Origin of the sequence: Streptomyces sp. NPDC013457 (assembly GCF_043089925.1) — a bacterium.
Taxonomy (GTDB): Bacteria; Actinomycetota; Actinomycetes; order Streptomycetales; family Streptomycetaceae; genus Streptomyces.
The window spans coordinates 293,827-309,478 of the sequence record NZ_JBICBL010000004.1 but is presented as its reverse complement, the minus strand read 5'-3'; the positions used below and the strand labels follow the sequence as shown (position 1 = coordinate 309,478).

General features: G+C 73.1%; 9 protein-coding genes. 3 read left to right on the top strand and 6 right to left on the bottom strand.

Translation table 11 applies throughout. The annotated features are described in order from the left end of the window. The first annotated feature begins 87 nt into the window (after positions 1–87). Both glgP and ACF1G2_RS13215 read left to right on the top strand, forming a co-directional pair. Positions 88–2,676, top strand: a complete 2,589-nt coding sequence (gene glgP / locus ACF1G2_RS13220) for an alpha-glucan family phosphorylase (RefSeq protein ID WP_391798353.1) — start codon at positions 88–90, stop codon at positions 2,674–2,676. Between the two features lie 116 nt (positions 2,677–2,792). After that, positions 2,793–4,028, top strand: coding sequence for an alginate lyase family protein (locus tag ACF1G2_RS13215; RefSeq protein WP_391798352.1), 1,236 nt, complete (start codon positions 2,793–2,795; stop codon positions 4,026–4,028). Positions 4,029–4,035: 7 nt separating this feature from the next. On the opposite strand, the gene ACF1G2_RS13210 is transcribed toward ACF1G2_RS13215, so the two are convergent. The 4 genes from ACF1G2_RS13210 to ACF1G2_RS13195 all read right to left on the bottom strand — a co-directional run bounded on the left by ACF1G2_RS13210 (position 4,036) and on the right by ACF1G2_RS13195 (position 9,702). After that, the gene (locus ACF1G2_RS13210) at positions 4,036–5,718 is read right to left on the bottom strand and encodes a sensor histidine kinase (protein WP_391798351.1); all 1,683 of its coding nucleotides are present in this window, start codon (positions 5,716–5,718) and stop codon (positions 4,036–4,038) included. A 56-nt stretch (positions 5,719–5,774) separates the two neighbouring features. Then, positions 5,775–6,467 (bottom strand): response regulator, encoded by a 693-nt coding sequence (locus ACF1G2_RS13205; RefSeq protein WP_391798350.1) that lies wholly within the window; start codon positions 6,465–6,467, stop codon positions 5,775–5,777. 118 nt (positions 6,468–6,585) lie between these two features. After that, positions 6,586–8,613 carry a M4 family metallopeptidase gene (locus ACF1G2_RS13200; RefSeq protein WP_391798349.1) on the bottom strand — a complete coding sequence of 676 codons (2,028 nt, stop codon included), beginning with the start codon at positions 8,611–8,613 and terminating at the stop codon, positions 6,586–6,588. A gap of 183 nt (positions 8,614–8,796) precedes the next feature. Then, positions 8,797–9,702 (bottom strand): TetR/AcrR family transcriptional regulator C-terminal domain-containing protein, encoded by a 906-nt coding sequence (locus ACF1G2_RS13195; protein ID WP_391798348.1) that lies wholly within the window; start codon positions 9,700–9,702, stop codon positions 8,797–8,799. 125 nt (positions 9,703–9,827) lie between these two features. On the opposite strand from ACF1G2_RS13195, the gene ACF1G2_RS13190 reads away from it, so the two are divergent. Further along, entirely contained in the window at positions 9,828–11,327 is a 1,500-nt protein-coding gene (locus ACF1G2_RS13190; protein ID WP_391798347.1) for an MFS transporter, read from the top strand. A gap of 435 nt (positions 11,328–11,762) precedes the next feature. Here ACF1G2_RS13190 and ACF1G2_RS13185 read toward each other — a convergent pair whose 3' ends face one another. Beyond that, positions 11,763–13,808: an ABC transporter ATP-binding protein gene (locus ACF1G2_RS13185; protein WP_391798346.1), complete on the bottom strand. Its 2,046-nt coding sequence runs from the start codon at positions 13,806–13,808 to the stop codon at positions 11,763–11,765. After that, complete coding sequence (locus ACF1G2_RS13180) at positions 13,805–15,625, bottom strand: ABC transporter ATP-binding protein (RefSeq protein WP_391798345.1); 1,821 nt, start codon at positions 15,623–15,625, stop codon at positions 13,805–13,807. Before ACF1G2_RS13180 ends, ACF1G2_RS13185 begins: the two co-directional genes overlap by 4 nt. Between the last annotated feature and the right edge of the window lie 27 nt (positions 15,626–15,652).

The following is a 15,652-nucleotide window of genomic DNA, read 5'->3' as shown; positions in this document are numbered from 1 at the left end:
GGTTGGCCTACCTTCGGTGGATGCACGACCGGCCGCACAGCGTGGTGCGTCGGCTCCGCTCCGTCATCCCCTGCGAAGGTGGAACACGTGAAGGCAATCCGTCGATTCACCGTGCGTCCCGTCCTCCCCGACACCCTTCGACCCCTCACCGACCTCGCGCGGAACCTGCGCTGGTCCTGGCACGACCCGACCCGTGAGCTCTTCGACTCCGTCGACCCCGACCGCGCCGGCCGGGCCGCGGACCGCCGTGCCGACGACCTCGACCCGGTCCGTCTGCTGGGCTCCGTCTCCGCCGCCCGCCTCACCGCCCTCGCCAGTGACGAGGACTTCCAGGCCCGGCTGCGCGCCGCGGCCGAGGACCTCGACCACTATCTGCACGCCCCCCGCTGGTACCAGGAGGAGCGAGAGCGGCACGGGGACCTGCCCGCCTGCATCGCCTACTTCTCACCCGAGTTCGGGGTCGCCGCGGCCCTGCCCCAGTACTCCGGCGGCCTCGGCATCCTGGCCGGCGACCATCTGAAGGCCGCCAGCGACCTCGGCGTACCGCTCATCGGCGTCGGCCTGCTCTACCGGCACGGCTACTTCCGCCAGTCGCTCTCCCGCGAGGGCTGGCAGCAGGAGCAGTACCCCGTCCTCGACCCCGGCGAGCTGCCCGTGACCCTCCTCCGGGAGGGCGACGGCAGCCCCGCCCGGGTCACCCTCGCGCTGCCCGGCGGCCGCTCCCTGGTCGCCCACATCTGGACCGCCCAGGTGGGACGCGTACCGCTGCTGATGCTCGACTCCGACGTCGAGGGGAACGCGCCGGCCGAACGCGAGGTCACCGACCGGCTGTACGGCGGCGGCAGCGAGCACCGGCTTCTCCAGGAGATGCTGCTCGGCATCGGCGGCGTCCGCGCCGTCCGCACGTACTGCCGGCTCACCGGCACCCCCGCGCCCGAGGTCTTCCACACCAACGAGGGCCACGCCGGCTTCCTGGGCCTCGAACGCATCAGGGAACTGGCCGAGCGGGGCCTCGACTTCGACGCGGCCCTGGAGACCGTCCGCGCCGGGACGGTCTTCACCACCCACACCCCCGTCCCCGCCGGCATCGACCGCTTCGAGCGGAGCCTCGTCGCCCGCCATCTCGGCGAGGACGGCGAGCTCGTCGGCGTCGACGTCGGCCGGATCCTCGCCCTCGGCGACGAGACCCCCCTCGGCGGCGAACCCGGTCTCTTCAACATGGCCGCCATGGGGCTGAGGCTCGCCCAGCGCGCCAACGGCGTCTCCACCCTCCACGGCTCGGTCAGCCGCGAGATGTTCGCCGGTCTCTGGCCGGGCTTCGACCCGGAGGAGGTGCCCATCGGCTCGATCACCAACGGTGTCCACGCGCCGACCTGGACCGCGCCCGAGGTCGGCCGCCGCGCCGAGGGGGCCGACGACCGGGAGCTGTGGGAGCTGCGCCGCTCCCTGCGCGAACAGCTCGTGACCGAGGTACGGGAGCGGGTGCGGCACTCCTGGCGGCAGCGGGGGGCGGGGGCGGCCGAACTCGGCTGGACCGACACCGTCCTGGACCCGGACGTGCTCACCATCGGGTTCGCGCGCAGGGTCCCCTCGTACAAGCGGCTCACGCTGATGCTGCGCGACCGCGACCGGCTGCGGGCGCTGCTGCTCCACCCCGAGCGGCCCGTGCAGCTCGTCGTGGCGGGCAAGGCGCACCCGGCCGACCACGGCGGGAAGCGGCTCGTGCAGGAGCTGGTGCGGTTCGCCGACGACCCGCGGGTGCGGCACCGGATCGTCTTCCTGCCCGACTACGGCATGGCCATGGCGCGCAGGCTCTACCCGGGCTGTGACGTCTGGCTGAACAATCCGCTGCGCCCGCTGGAGGCCTGTGGGACGAGCGGGATGAAGGCGGCCCTGAACGGCTGTCTCAACCTCTCGGTCCTGGACGGCTGGTGGGACGAGTGGTACGAGTCCGACTTCGGCTGGGCCATCCCCACGGCCGACGGGGCGTCGGCGACCGACGAGGAGCGCCGCGACGACCTGGAGGCGGCCGCGCTCTACGAGCTGATCGAGCGCCGGGTCGCGCCCCGCTTCTACGACCGGGGACCGGACGGCGTGCCGGTCCGCTGGACCGAGATGGTCCGAAGGACGCTGAGCGACCTCGGCCCGAAGGTGCTCGCCGACCGGATGGTGCGCGAGTACGTGGAGCGGCTGTACGCCCCGGCGGCGCGGGCCCACCGGGCTCTGGCGCCGGGGGCCGCGCGGGAACTCGCGGGGTGGAAGTCCCGCGTGCGGGGCGGCTGGTCGAAGGTGGCGGTCGACCACATCGAGGTGGGCGAGATCGGCGAGGACCTGGCCGACGCGGAGCTCGGCGCGACCACGGCAGTGAGGGTCAGCGTGGCGCTCGGCGACCTCCTGCCGGACGACATCGAGGTGCAGGCGGTGGCCGGCCGCGTCACCCCGGACGACGCCCTGGTGGACACCCGGGTGTGCGTGCTGAAGCCCGCGGGAGGCGGCCCGGACCTGGAGGGCAGGGTGCCCTACGAGGGCTCCCTCGTCCTGGACCGTACGGGCTCCTTCGGCTGCACGGTCCGGGTGTTGCCCGCCCACCGGCTGCTGGCCTCTGCGGCGGAGCTGGGTCTGGTGACCCTGCCGACGGAGGCGACGCGCGAGGGGGCGGGGGTCCTGATGCGCTGACACAGGTATGGACCAGGGTCTTGACGTGTCCATGAGTCGCCTTTACGTTCCACGCTCGACGCGGAGTTCATTCACCCGCGCGTCGTCCACATACAGGAACGGAAGGCACCCCCCACATGCGCCTCACAACCCTGGTCCCCGCCCTCGCGGCGAGTCTCGCCGCGGTCCTCGCCGTCGCGCTCGCCCCGACGGCCTCCGCAGGACCCGAGCGGGCGGCGGCGTCCCCGGTCCGGGCCGCCGCCCCCGCATCGGCCGCCGCCCCGGCGGCCTTCACCCACCCCGGGGTCGTCGTGTCCCGGCCGCAACTCGACTTCGTACGGTCGAAGGTGCAGGCCGGGGCGCAGCCCTGGAAGAGCGCCTACGACCACATGATGGCGAGTTCCTACGCCTCCCTCACGCGCGCCCCCAAGCCGCGCGCGATCGTCGAGTGCGGCTCCTCCTCCAACCCCAACCACGGCTGCACGGACGAGCGGCAGGACGCCGTCGCCGCCTACACCCAGGCGCTGGCCTGGTACATCTCCAGGGACGACCGCCACGCGCGGAAGGCGATCGAGATCATGGACGCGTGGTCGGCCGTGATCAAGGACCACACCAACTCCAACGCCCCGCTCCAGACCGGCTGGGCCGGCTCCTCCTGGCCCCGGGCGGCCGAGATCATCAAGCACACCTACACCGGCGGCTGGGCGAACTCCGGCCGCTTCGCGACCATGCTGCGCACCGTCTACCTCCCCGAGATCATCAACGGGGCCGCGACGAAGAACGGCAACTGGGAACTCATCATGACCGAGGCCGCGCTCGGCATCGCCGTCCACCTGGAGGACCGCGCGGCCTACGACACGGCCGTGAAGACCTATCTCGGCCGGGTCCCCGCGTACATCTACCTGACCGCCGACGGCGCCACGCCCAAGCCGCCGCCGAACAGCGGCATCGACACCCGCGACGAGATAGTGAAGTACTGGCAGGGCCAGTCCACCTTCGCCGACGGCCTCTCCCAGGAGACCTGCCGGGACTTCGGCCACACCGGCTGGGGCCTCGCAGCGGCCGTCCACACCGCCGAGACCAGCCGGATCCAGGGCGGGGACCTGTACCCCCAGGTCTCCGAGCGGCTGCGGCACGCGCTCGGCTTCCACACCAGGTACGAGAACGGCACGGCGGTCCCGTCCTGGCTCTGCGGCGGCACGGTGAAGAAGGGCCTCGGGAACGTGACCGAGATGGGCTACAACGCCCTCAACGGCCGGATGGGGATCGGCATGACGAACACCGGGATCTACACCGAGGCGCGCCGGCCCTCCGGCACGGACAACTACTTCGTCTCCTGGGAGACCCTGACCCACGCCGGCAACCCGAACTGACGGCGGCTCACCCGACGACCGCCTTGGCGGCCAGCCGCCCGTCGACGAGACACAGGCGGTAGACGGGCACGGAGGCCGTCATCGCCGCCCGGTAGTACAGACACGCGTCCATGCCGGGCGGCTCGGGCGGGGCGGAGGCGGGCGGCCCGTCCAGGGGGTGTGGGGGCAGCCGCTCGGCGTCCGCGGAGAGCGGGTCGCCGACACGGAGCCCGGTGTAGTCGTCGCGGTCCAGGAAGGACCGGGACTGCGTCCACAGACCGAAGACCAGCATCACGACGCCGAGCGCGGCGACCAGCGCGAGCGGGATCCAGATCGCCTGCGCGAGACCGCGCCGCACCTCCTGCCGGGCGCGGTCCCTCTCCCGTACGGAGGCGGGTGCGGCGGGCCGGGCGGGGGAGGGCGCCGCCGTGGCACCGGGCACGAGCGGCAGGACGGCCCGTACGGCGAACCCGCCGTCCGCCCGGGCCCCGTGGGTCAGCCGCCCCCCGGCCAGGCGCACACGCTCGTCGAGCCCGACGAGACCGGTGCCGCCGGGGGCGCCCGGGGCGGCTGCCCGTACACGCCGTGACATGCCGTCGCCCCGCTGCATCTGCGCCTGCGCGTGCGCCTGTGCCTGAGTCCGTGTCTGCGTCTGCGTCTGCGCCTGCGCCTGCGTGCGGCCCGGCGCGGCACCGGTCGTCCGCGTCCCCGCCCCCGGTCCGTTGGTCACCGACACCGTCAGTGTGTCGTCCGTACGCTCCAGCGCGACCCGGACCGGGGCGCCCGGGGCATGCTTGGCCGCGTTCGTGAGGGACTCGACGACCAGCCGGTGGGCCGCCCGGTCGACCATCGGCGGTGTGTCCTCACCCGGCCGCCCCGTCAGCGTCAGCTCGACCGACAGCCCGGAGGCGCGCGAGCGCTCCACGACCTCCTCGACCGTCTCCGCGACCGGGGTCGTCGGGGCGGCGTCCGGCCCCTGCTCGTCGTCCGTCCGCAGAACGCCGATGATGTCCCGCAGCCGGGCCGTCGCGTGGGCCGCCGCCACGCGCAGCTCTCCGGCCGCGGCCTGCTGCCGGGCACCGAGCCCCGGATCGACCTCGAGCGCCGCTGCCCGCAGCGCGATCAGCGCGAGGTCGTGGCCGAGGGAGTCGTGCATGTCGCCCGCGATCCGGGAGCGCTCGCGGAGCCGCTCACGGTCGGCGACGGCGGCCTGCTCGCGCTCCATGCGCGCGGCCAGCTCCCAGCCCGCGCGCACGAGACGGGCGTACTGACGCACGTATCGGCCCGTCAGCCAGGGGGCGACGACCGCCAGGGCGAGGGCCAGGACGACGGTGAAGCCCTGGGAGACGTTGCCGTCGGAGAGCGGGACGAGGGCGAAGCCGAGCGCCGCGATCGCGGCGAAGAGGGCGAGCGCGGCCCGGGTGTGCCGCCGCCGGCGCCCGGCGAGGTAGCCGAAGACGACGAGCGCCAGCGCGTACGGAGGGGTGAACAGCTCCGGGGAGGTGGCGAGGCTCAGCGCGACGGCGAGGGCGAGCGCGAGCAGCGGCCGGGTGCGGCAGACGGCCACACCGGCACCGAGCCCGACGACCCCCATCGCGACCTGCCCCCAGGAGCCGCCGTCGTTCGGATCGAGCCGCAGCAGCACGGGGACGACGAGCACCCCCCACAGCCCCAGGTCGAGCACCGTCTCCCGAAGTCGTCCACCCCACATCCCCCCAGCTTCCCGCACCCGCCTGCCGGCCCGCCCCCGACGAAAGTGGGGTCGGGCTACGCCTCCGCCGCGTCCGGCTCCTCCACCATGCCCGCCTCGTACGCCAGGATCGCCAGCTGCACACGGTTCTTCAGGCCGAGGCGGGCGAGGACGGCGCTCACGTGGGCCTTGACCGTGCCCTCCACGACGTACAGGCGGGCGGCGATCTCGCCGTTCGACAGGCCCGCGCCGACCAGGGCCACCACATCGCGCTCCCGGACCGTCAGCGGCTCCAGCCGTTCCCGTGCCTCCGCCGCGCGCGAGAGACGGCCGGCCGGGAGGTGGGCGATCACGCGGCGGGTCACCTCGGGGGAGAGGAAGGCGGCCCCGTCGGCCACCGCCCGTACCCCGGCGAGCAGTTCCCTCGGGTCGCCCGACTTCAGCAGGAAACCGGCCGCGCCCGAGCCCAGGGCCCGGGCGATGTACGCGTCCTCCGAGAACGTGGTCAGCATCAGCACCGCCGCGTCCGGTACCACCCGGCGCAGCTCCTCCGCCGCCCCGAGCCCGTCGAGCCTCGGCATCCGGATGTCGAGGAGGACCACGTCGGGCAGATGGCGGCGGGCCAGCTCGACGGCCTCCCGGCCGTCGCCCGCCTCCGCGACCACCTCGACCCCCCGATCCGCGGCGAGGATCGCCTTCACCCCGGCCCGGATCATCGCCTCGTCGTCCGCGACGAGCACCCTGATCACGGCGATCTCATTCGGCTCCATGGACCCATCCTGGCAGCCGCCCGCAAGCCCCCGCCCCGCACCGTCGCGCCGCCGTACGAACAGGCGGACGCCCGGAGGGCACGAGCCCCCCGGGCGTCCGTCACTCACTCACCCGGTGTTACGGGAAGGTGAGCTTGACGCTGTTGATGTAGCCGGTGTCGATCGCGGCCCGGTCCTGGACACGGAGCTTCCAGGCACCGTTGGCGACCTCCGAGGAGGCGTTCACGGTGTAGGTCTGCACGATGTTGTCGGCGCTGCCGCCGGACCGGTTGTGCAGGTTGTAGACCGAGCCGTCGGGGGCGACGAGGTCGACGACGAGGTCACCGCGGTAGGTGTGGACGATGTTGACGTCCACCGCGAGGTTCGAGGGCGCGTTGCCGGTGATGCCGGTGACGTTGACCGTCGAGGTCACCGCGGCGCCGTTGTCCGGGATGGACACGTCGGCCGTGTTCTCGAAGACCTTGCCCGGGTTCGGGTTGCCGCCGCCGGGGCGCGAGCCCACGTTGATGCCGGCCCAGGCGTGCTCGACGGCCAGGACCTCGGGGCTGCCGGCGCCGTACAGCTCGGTGGCCACCGCGACCGTACCGGTGCGCGCACCGGCGTAGTTGGTGTTCGAGCTGAACTTGGTGGTGAGCGCCTTGAACCAGATCAGGGCGGCCTTGTCGCGGCCGATGCCGGTGACGGGCAGGCCGTCGGAGGTCGGCGAGTCGTAGTTGACGCCGTTGACGGTCTTGGCGCCGCTGCCCTCGGAGAGCAGGTAGAACCAGTGGTTCGCCGGGCCCGAGGAGTAGTGGACGTCGATGCCGCCGATGCCCGAGTACCAGGCGTCCTTGGACGAGCCGTCCTTGCTCGGCTTGTCCATGTAGCGCAGCGGGGTGCCGTTGCCGCGGATGTCGATCTTCTCGCCGACGAGGTAGTCGCCCTTGTCCTGGGCGTTGTTGGCGTAGAACTCGACGGCCGCCGCGAAGATGTCGGAGGTGGCCTCGTTCAGACCGCCGGACTCACCGCTGTAGACCAGGCCGGCCGTGTTGGAGGTGACGCCGTGCGTCATCTCGTGCGCGGCGACGTCGATCGAGGTGAGCGGCTTGGTGTTGCCCGAGCCGTCTCCGTACGTCATGCAGAAGCAGGAGTCCTGCCAGAAGGCGTTGACGTACGCGTTGCCGTAGTGGACCCGGGAGTAGGCGCCGACGCCGTCACCGCGGATGCCGGAGCGGCCGTGCACGTTCTTGTAGTAGTCCCAGGTGACAGCGGCGCCGAAGTGCGCGTCAGCGCCCGCGGTCTCGGGGTTGGTGGCGGTGCCGTCGCCCCAGACGTCGTCGGAGCCGGAGAAGAGCGTTCCGGTGCCGGACGTACCGCGGTTGAGGTTGTACGTCTTGTGGTTGCCGCGGCCGGTGTCGGTCAGCGTGTACGACGGCGCGGTGCCCAGCGTCACCTGGCCGCTGTACTGCGTGTTGCCGGTACCGGTGTGGACGGCCTGCCACTCGTACAGCTTCGCGCCGCTGGTGGCGTCGGTGACGACGTGCAGCTCGTTCGGGGTGCCGTCGTGCTGGAGGCCGCCGACGACGGTCTCGTACGCGAGGACGGGCGAACCCTGCGCCATCCAGACGACCTTGCGCGGGGCGCGCTCGGCGGAGGTCTTCTTCGAGCCCTCCGCGGCGGCGGCACCGAGCGCCTGCCGCTCGGCGGCGGCCGGGGCGACGTCGGCGGTCGTGTCGACGTTCTTCAGCTCCGCGCGGGAGGCCTTGGTGACGCCCTGCGTCACACCGGCCTTGGTCTCCTGGACGACCAGGTCGCCACCGAGGACCGGGAGGCCGGCGTAGGTGCGCTCGTAGCGCGTGTGCGTGGTGCCGTCGCGGTCCTGGACGACGTCCCGGACGACGAGCTTCTCCTGTGCGCCGAGGCCGAGGGACTTGGCGGTCGCCGCCTTGTCGGCGTCCGCCGCGCGTATCAGCGCGGTGCGCTGGGCGGGGGACAGATCGGCGGGCAGCTTGCCGGGGTTCGCTGCCAGGGCCTTCGGGGCGACCGCGGCCGGTCCGGCGGTGTCCGCCGCGGTGGCGGAACCCGTCTGGACGGTGACGGCGATCATGGCGGCGGCAGCGATCAGGGCGCCGGTCGCGGTGGCGCGACGGCTGGGCGTGGATCTCACGCAGACTCCTTTTGCGAGGGGGGTACCGGACGGCTGGGTGGGTCGCCCGGGCAGAGCAAACAGAGCTGTGGAGCACGAACTCACTGACGAGTCGGGGAGAGAGTGGCAGGGGTGACACGTATCTGTCAGGAGCGCGTCAACAAGTTGGCCGGAAATCGTCCGGTGCCCGAATGGTCGTGTTCGTTAACCGGACGTTTCGTCGATCATGGCCGCGACGCCGTCCAGCGTTCTCCGCAGCCCGAATTCGAAGAGCGTCTCAAGGTCGAGCGCGAAGTCCTCGCCCTCGCCCAGACTGTTGAGCAGCGGGTACGCGCCACCGCCCGAGATCGCGTCGTAGCGTGGCTCGTTCCGCTCCATCCACTCGCCGTCCGAGATCCCCGAGTCCTGCCGCGCCTGCTCCTCCAAGTCGTCGGCCATGGCCACTCCTTGGACATAGGCGAAGATCACCAGATGCGTGTGGATCTTCTCGAACGGCGTCAGGGGCGTTCCCCGCAGCACGCCGAGCACCCACTCCGTGTACGCCATCGCGTTCGGTGACGCGATCGGCCGCGTGAACGAGGCCATCGCGTGCGCCATCCAGCGGTGCCGCGCGTAGACCGCGCGCAGCCATCGGGCCGCCTGCTCCATCCCCGTACGCCAGTCCGCCGGCACCGGCCCCAACGGCACCTCTCCGCAGACCGCGTCCGTCATCAGCCGCACCAACTCGCCCTTGCCCGGCACATGCCGGTAGAGCGCCATCGTCGACGTGCCGAGCCGCGTCGCGATCCTGCGCATGGACAGCGCCGACAGCCCCTCGGCGTCGGCGAGTTCGAGCGCGACCCGGACGATCCGCTCACGCGTCAGGTCCTTCGCGGCCGGACCGCTCGGCGATCCGGCCATGACCACCACCGTTCCGACACCCGGCTCGACCCGGACGAGGCCCTCCTGGCGCAGCGCCGCGAGGGCCTTCGTGGCCGTGGCCATCGCCACGCCCCACTCGCGGGTGATGGCGCGGGTGGAGGGGACGCGGTCGCCCGGGGAGAGCTCCCCCGCTCCGATCCGGCGACGGATCTCGGCGGCGATGGCGAGGTAGGGCGGCAGCGTCGTCACGGCGGGCAGTGTACTAGTGCACCTGACGCCCCGTACACGCGAACGACCTGGGGGTTCACTGCTCGTACGCGGGGCGCACTAGGGCGAGGGTGGCACCGTACGCACAGGGCTGTTTCGCTCCCCGCATGACGCTCACGACACCACCGGAAGAGTCCCTCGCCGGCCGCCGCGAATGGACCGCGCTCGGCGTGCTGATGCTGCCGCTGCTCCTCGTCTCCATGGACGTCTCCGTCCTCTACTTCGCCATCCCGTCCATCAGCGCCGACCTGCGCCCCGGGGCCACCGAACAGCTCTGGATCCTCGACATGTACGGCTTCGTGCTCGCCGGACTCCTCATCACCATGGGGGCGTTGGGCGACCGGATCGGCCGCCGCCGACTGCTGCTCTTCGGAGCGGGCCTCTTCGGCGCCGCCTCCCTCGCCGCCGCCTACGCCCACAGCCCCGGCACACTGATCGCCGCCCGCGCACTGCTCGGCGTCGCGGGGGCGTGCCTGATGCCGTCCACGCTGGCCCTGATCCGCACGCTCTTCCGCGACGAGGCCCAGCGGGCCAAGGCCGTCACCACCTGGACCGCCGTCATGGCCGGCGGGATCTCGCTCGGCCCGGTCGTCAGCGGAGCCCTCGTCGAACACTTCTGGTGGGGCTCGGTGTTCCTCCTCAACCTGCCCGCGATGCTCCTGCTCCTGCTCCTCGGCCCGGTCCTCCTGCCGGAGTCCAGGGGCCCCGGTGCGCCCGGCCGGTTCGACTGGCCCAGCGCGCTCCTCTCCCTGGCCGCGCTGCTGCCCCTGATCCACGGCATCAAGGAGATCACCGAGAAGGGCGCCAGGCCGCTCCCGCTCCTCACCGTCACGGCGGGCCTGCTCGTCGCCCTGGTCTTCCTGCGCCGTCAGAGCCGGCTCGCGGAGCCGATGGTGGACCTGGCGCTGCTGCGCACGCGGGCGTTCGGAGGCTCGGTCCTCGCCAACCTGCTCGCGATGCTCGCCACGGTCGGCTTCGCCGTCTTCGTCACCCAGTACCTCCAGTCCGTCCTCGGCCGGAGCCCGTTCGAGGCGGCGCTGCTGAGCCTCGTCCCGTCGGCGGGCGTCATGGTCGCCGCCCCGCTCGGCGCCGCGCTCGCCCGGCGGTTCGACCGGGCGTACGTGATGGCGGGCGGATTCCTGCTCTCCGCGGGCGGCTTCGCCTCGCTGACCCTCCTCGGTACCGACACCCCGCTCTGGGCGCTGCTCACGGCCGCCACCGTCTACGCCTCCGGGCTCGTCTCCGCCATGACGCTCGCCAACGAGAGCGCCCTGGGCGCGGCCCCGCCCGAGCGGGCGGGCGCCGCGGCCGCCGTCCTCGAATCGGGCACGGAACTCGGCGGCTCGCTCGGCATGGCGCTCCTCGGCTCGATCGGCGCCGCCGTCTACACCGACGCCATGCCGGCCTCCGCCCCGGCGGCGGCCCGCGAGACCCTCGGCGGCGCGCTCACCACCCCCGGACCCGTCCTCGACGCGGCCCGCACCGCCTTCACCGACGCCCTGAACTGGGCGGCAGGCGGAGCCGCCCTGGTCATGCTCGTCGCGACGGCGCTCTGCGTCTGCGCGCTCGGACGCGGCCGCACGACGAAGGCGGCTGCGTCGCGTTGACCGGGCGTCGACTTGGACGGGCTCACCTTGTCCGGCGCCGACTTGGACGGGGCCCACCCTGCCCGGGGCCGCCGGTCGTCCGTACGGGACGGCCGACGGCCCCGATCCTTCTTCGGGACCTGGCCCGTCAGCCGTCCAGGTGATGCACGCCGAGGCAGTCGGGGTCCTGGTTCGGACAACTCGGGTGCGGTTTCCTCTCCTCGCGCCCGGACAGCCCCTCGTACGCGCACCAGGCGCAGCCGCACGCCTCCTTGTGCGCGCTCGGTGCCGTCGAGAACCCGCGGCAGTCGTCACACCCGAGGCAGGCGCCCGAGAACCTCGGCTCACCGTGCCGGAACCTCGGATGGCCGCAGCGGCACTCGTGCGTCGCCCAGCTCGTCCCCGTCATGCCGGCCCCCCCGCGGTCCGTGCCGATGACACCCTGCGAAGAGCGTCTCACCCCACCAGGCTGTCCCGCCACGCCCGGTGGAGGGTCGCGAAGCGGCCCTCGCCGCGCACCAGGGCCGACGGGGTGCCGTCCTCCACGATCCGGCCGCCCTCCATCACCAGGACCCGGTCCGCGATCTCCACCGTCGAGAGGCGGTGGGCGATCACGACCGCCGTACGGCCCGCGAGCACCGTGTCCATCGCGCGCTGCACCGCCCGTTCCCCCGGCACGTCCAGCGAGCTGGTCGCCTCGTCCAGGATCAGCACCGCCGGGTCCGCGAGCAGGGCGCGGGCGAAGGCCACCAACTGCCGCTGGCCCGCCGAGATCCGGCCGCCACGCTTCCGCACGTCCGTGTCGTACCCGTCCGGCAGACCCGCGATGAAGTCGTGCGCGCCGATCGCCTTCGCCGCCTGCTCGATCTCCTCCCGGGTCGCGTCCGGCCGGCCGATCGCGATGTTCTCGGCGACCGTTCCGGAGAACAGGAACGCCTCCTGCGTCACCATCACCACACCCCGCCGCAGTTCGGCCGTCTCCAGATCGCGGAGGTCGACGCCGTCGAGCAGCACCCGCCCGTCCGTCGGGTCGTAGAAGCGGGCCAGCAGCTTGGCGAGCGTCGACTTGCCCGCGCCCGTCGAGCCGACCACCGCGACCGTCCGGCCCGCCGGGATCGTCAGGTCGAAGCGGGGCAGCACTTCGCCGCCCGTCCGGTACGCGAACCGCACGCCCTCGAAGACGACCTCCCGGCCGGGGTGCCCGTCCCGGCGCTCCGGCAGCGGGCGTGGCGCGGCGGCCTCCGGGACGCCGGGCTCCTGCGCGAGCAGGCCGGCGATCTTGCCCAGGGAGGCGGCGGCGGACTGGTACGAGTTGAGGAACATGCCGAGCCGGTCGATCGGGTCGTAGAGCCGTCGCATGTACAGCACCGCCGCCGCCAGCACGCCCAACGCCAGCGTCCCGCCGGCCACCCGGTACGCGCCCCACAGGCACATGCCGGCCACGGCCGTGTTCGCGACGAGCCGAGAGCCGACGACGTAGCGCGCCATCTCCAGGAGCGCGTCGCCGTTGGACCGCTCGTGCCGCCGGTTGAGCACGGCGAACTCGGCGTCGTTGGCCCGCTCACGGCGGAACGCCCGCACGGGCCGGATCCCGTTCATCGTCTCGGCGAACTTCACGATCACGCCCGCGATGGCCGTGGACCGCTCGTCGAAGACGACGCCCGCGCGCCGCCGGTAGATCCGTACCAGCAGATACAGCGGTACGAAGGAGGCGACGGCGACCGCGCCGATGCCCAGGTCGAGCCAGAGCAGCATCGCCGAGATGTAGACGAACGCGAGGACGACGCCGATCAGCTCCTGGAGCCCCTCGGCGAGCAGCTCACGGAGGGACTCCACGTCGGTCGTGGACCGGGAGATGAGCCGGCCTGAGGTGTACCGCTCGTGGAAGTCGACGCTCAGCACCTGCGCGTGCCGGAAGATCCGCCCGCGCAGATCGAGCAGCACGTCCTGGTTGACGCGGGCGGCGACGCGCACGAAGGCATACTGGAGGAGGCCGCCGGCCACGGAGCAGAGCAGGTACCCGACGGCGACGGCCACCAGGGGGCCGTAGTCCCCGGCCCGGAAGGCCGGCACGCCACGGTCGATCGCGTACGCGACGAGCAGCGGGCCGGCCTGTACGGCCGCCTGCTGGAGGAGGAGGACGAGCGCGGCGACGGTCACGCGGGCGCGATGGGCGGCGAGCAGCGACCGCAGCAGGGCGCCGGTGGCGCCGGGCGCGGTGGGCAGGTCGTCCCGGTCGAACGGATCTCCGCCGCCGGAGCGCCCCGCGGCGTCGGCCTCGGCCTCGGGCCCCCGCGCGGCGTCGTCCGCCGCCGCCCGGTGCGGCCGCCGGTCCGCCAGGTCCCGCCGGTCCGCCCGGCCCGCCAGGCCGGTCCGGTCGGCGAGGTCCGCCCGATCCGCCCGGCCGGTCCCGTCGGCGAGGTCCGCTCGGTCCGGGCTCGCCGCCGTTCCCTCGGTCGTCGCCTTGCTCGTCGACGTCGTCCTCGTCATCGGATCCGTCATCGTTCGTCAGCCCCTTCGCCGGACATGAGCCAGGCGTACTCGGCGTTGTCGCGCAGCAGTTCCTGGTGCGTGCCCACCGCGGCGATGCGGCCCGCCGACAGCAGCGCCACCCGGTCGGCGAGCAGCACCGTCGACGGGCGGTGGGCGACCACCAGGGCGGTCGTGTCGCGCAGGACCTCGCGCAGGGCCGCCTCGACAAGGGCCTCCGTGTGCACGTCCAGCGCGGAGAGCGGGTCGTCGAGGACCAGGAAGCGGGGCCGGCCGACGACCGCGCGGGCCAGGGCGAGGCGCTGGCGCTGACCGCCGGAGAGGCTCAGCCCCTGTTCGCCCACCTGGGTGGCCGCCCCCTCGGGCAGCGCCGCGACGAAGCCGTCCGCCTGGGCGACACCGAGCGCGCGCCACAGCTCGGGCTCGCCGGCCTCCTCCGTACCGCCCATCAGGACGTTCTCGCCGACGCTCGCCGAGAAGAGCGTCGGCTCCTCGAAGGCGGTCGACACGAGCGTGCGGAGCCGTTCGCGCGCCATGAGCGTGATGTCCTCGCCGTCCAGCAGGATCCGCCCGCCGGTCGGCTCGTGGAGCCGCGGTACGAGGGCGGTGAGCGTCGTCTTGCCGGAACCGGTCCCGCCGACGAGGGCGAGGGTCTCGCCGGGCCGGATGTGCAGATCCACGCGGTCGAGCACGGGAGGGGCGTCGGGGGCGGCGTCCGGGTAGCGGAACGACACCTGCTCGAACCGCACGCCGTCCACCTCGAACCGCGCCACGTCGGCCGCGGAGTCGCCGTCGGCCGGGGCCGAAGCGGGATCCGCGGTCTCCTCCTCCGCGTCCATCACCTCGAAGTACCGTTCCGTCGCCGTCGCCGCCTCCTGGCTCATCGCGAGCAGGAAGCCGATCGACTCCACCGGCCAGCGCAGCGCGAGCGCCGTCGACAGGAACGCGACGAGCGTGCCCGCCGACAGCTCCCCGTCGGCGACCTGCACGGTGCCGAGCACCAGCGCCGCGCCGATCGCCAGCTCGGGAATGATCGTGATGAGCGCCCAGATCCCGGCGAGCAGCCGCGCCTTGACCAGCTCCGTGCCGCGCAGCCGCTCGGCCAGCGCGCGGAAGGCGAGGGCCTGGCTGCGGTGCCGCCCGAAGCCCTTGACGATCCGGATGCCGAGGACGCTCTCCTCGACCACGGTCGTCAGATCGCCGACCTGGTCCTGGGCCCGCCGCGCGACCACGGAGTACTTCGTCTCGAACAGCGAGCAGAGGATCACCAGCGGCACGACGGGCGTGAGCAGCACGAGCCCGAGCGTCCAGTCCTGGGCGAGCAGCAGGACGTAACCGGCGAGGATCGTCACGCCGTTGACCAGAAGGAACGTCAGCGGAAAGGCGAGGAACATCCGCAGCAGCATCAGGTCGGTCGTGGCCCGCGAGAGCAGCTGGCCCGAGGCCCACCGGTCGTGGAAGGCGATCGGCAGCCGCTGCAGCCGCCGGTACAGGGCGGCCCGCATGCCCGCCTCGACCCCGGCGAGCGGCCGGGCCACCAGCCACCGCCGGAACCCGAAGAGCACGGCCTCCGCGATCCCGAGCAGCAGCAGGTACAGGGCGCCGAGCCACACCCCGCCCGGATCACCCGCGGCGACGGGCCCGTCCACCATCCACTTCAGGACGAGCGGGATGACGAGCGACAGACAGGAGGCGACTATCGCGACCACGGCGGCCCACGCCAGCCGCCCGCGCACGGGCCGCACATAGGGCCACAGCCGCGCCAGCGAACGGACGGCGGAGCGGCGGTGGTCGGGGGAATCCTTGTCAATTACATGTTCTCCGGGCATCAGGTCCGAGCCTAGGGTTCACCACTG

What these genes read in the sequence shown, in the direction of transcription:
- ACF1G2_RS13215 (WP_391798352.1), top strand. Translation starts at nt 2,793, where the DNA reads ATGCGCCTCACAACCCTGGTCCCCGCCCTCGCGGCGAGTCTCGCCGCG.
- ACF1G2_RS13210 (WP_391798351.1), bottom strand. Translation starts at nt 5,718, where the DNA reads ATGTGGGGTGGACGACTTCGGGAGACGGTGCTCGACCTGGGGCTGTGG.
- ACF1G2_RS13205 (WP_391798350.1), bottom strand. Translation starts at nt 6,467, where the DNA reads ATGGAGCCGAATGAGATCGCCGTGATCAGGGTGCTCGTCGCGGACGAC.
- ACF1G2_RS13190 (WP_391798347.1), top strand. Translation starts at nt 9,828, where the DNA reads ATGACGCTCACGACACCACCGGAAGAGTCCCTCGCCGGCCGCCGCGAA.
- ACF1G2_RS13185 (WP_391798346.1), bottom strand. Translation starts at nt 13,808, where the DNA reads ATGACGGATCCGATGACGAGGACGACGTCGACGAGCAAGGCGACGACC.
- ACF1G2_RS13180 (WP_391798345.1), bottom strand. Translation starts at nt 15,625, where the DNA reads ATGCCCGGAGAACATGTAATTGACAAGGATTCCCCCGACCACCGCCGC.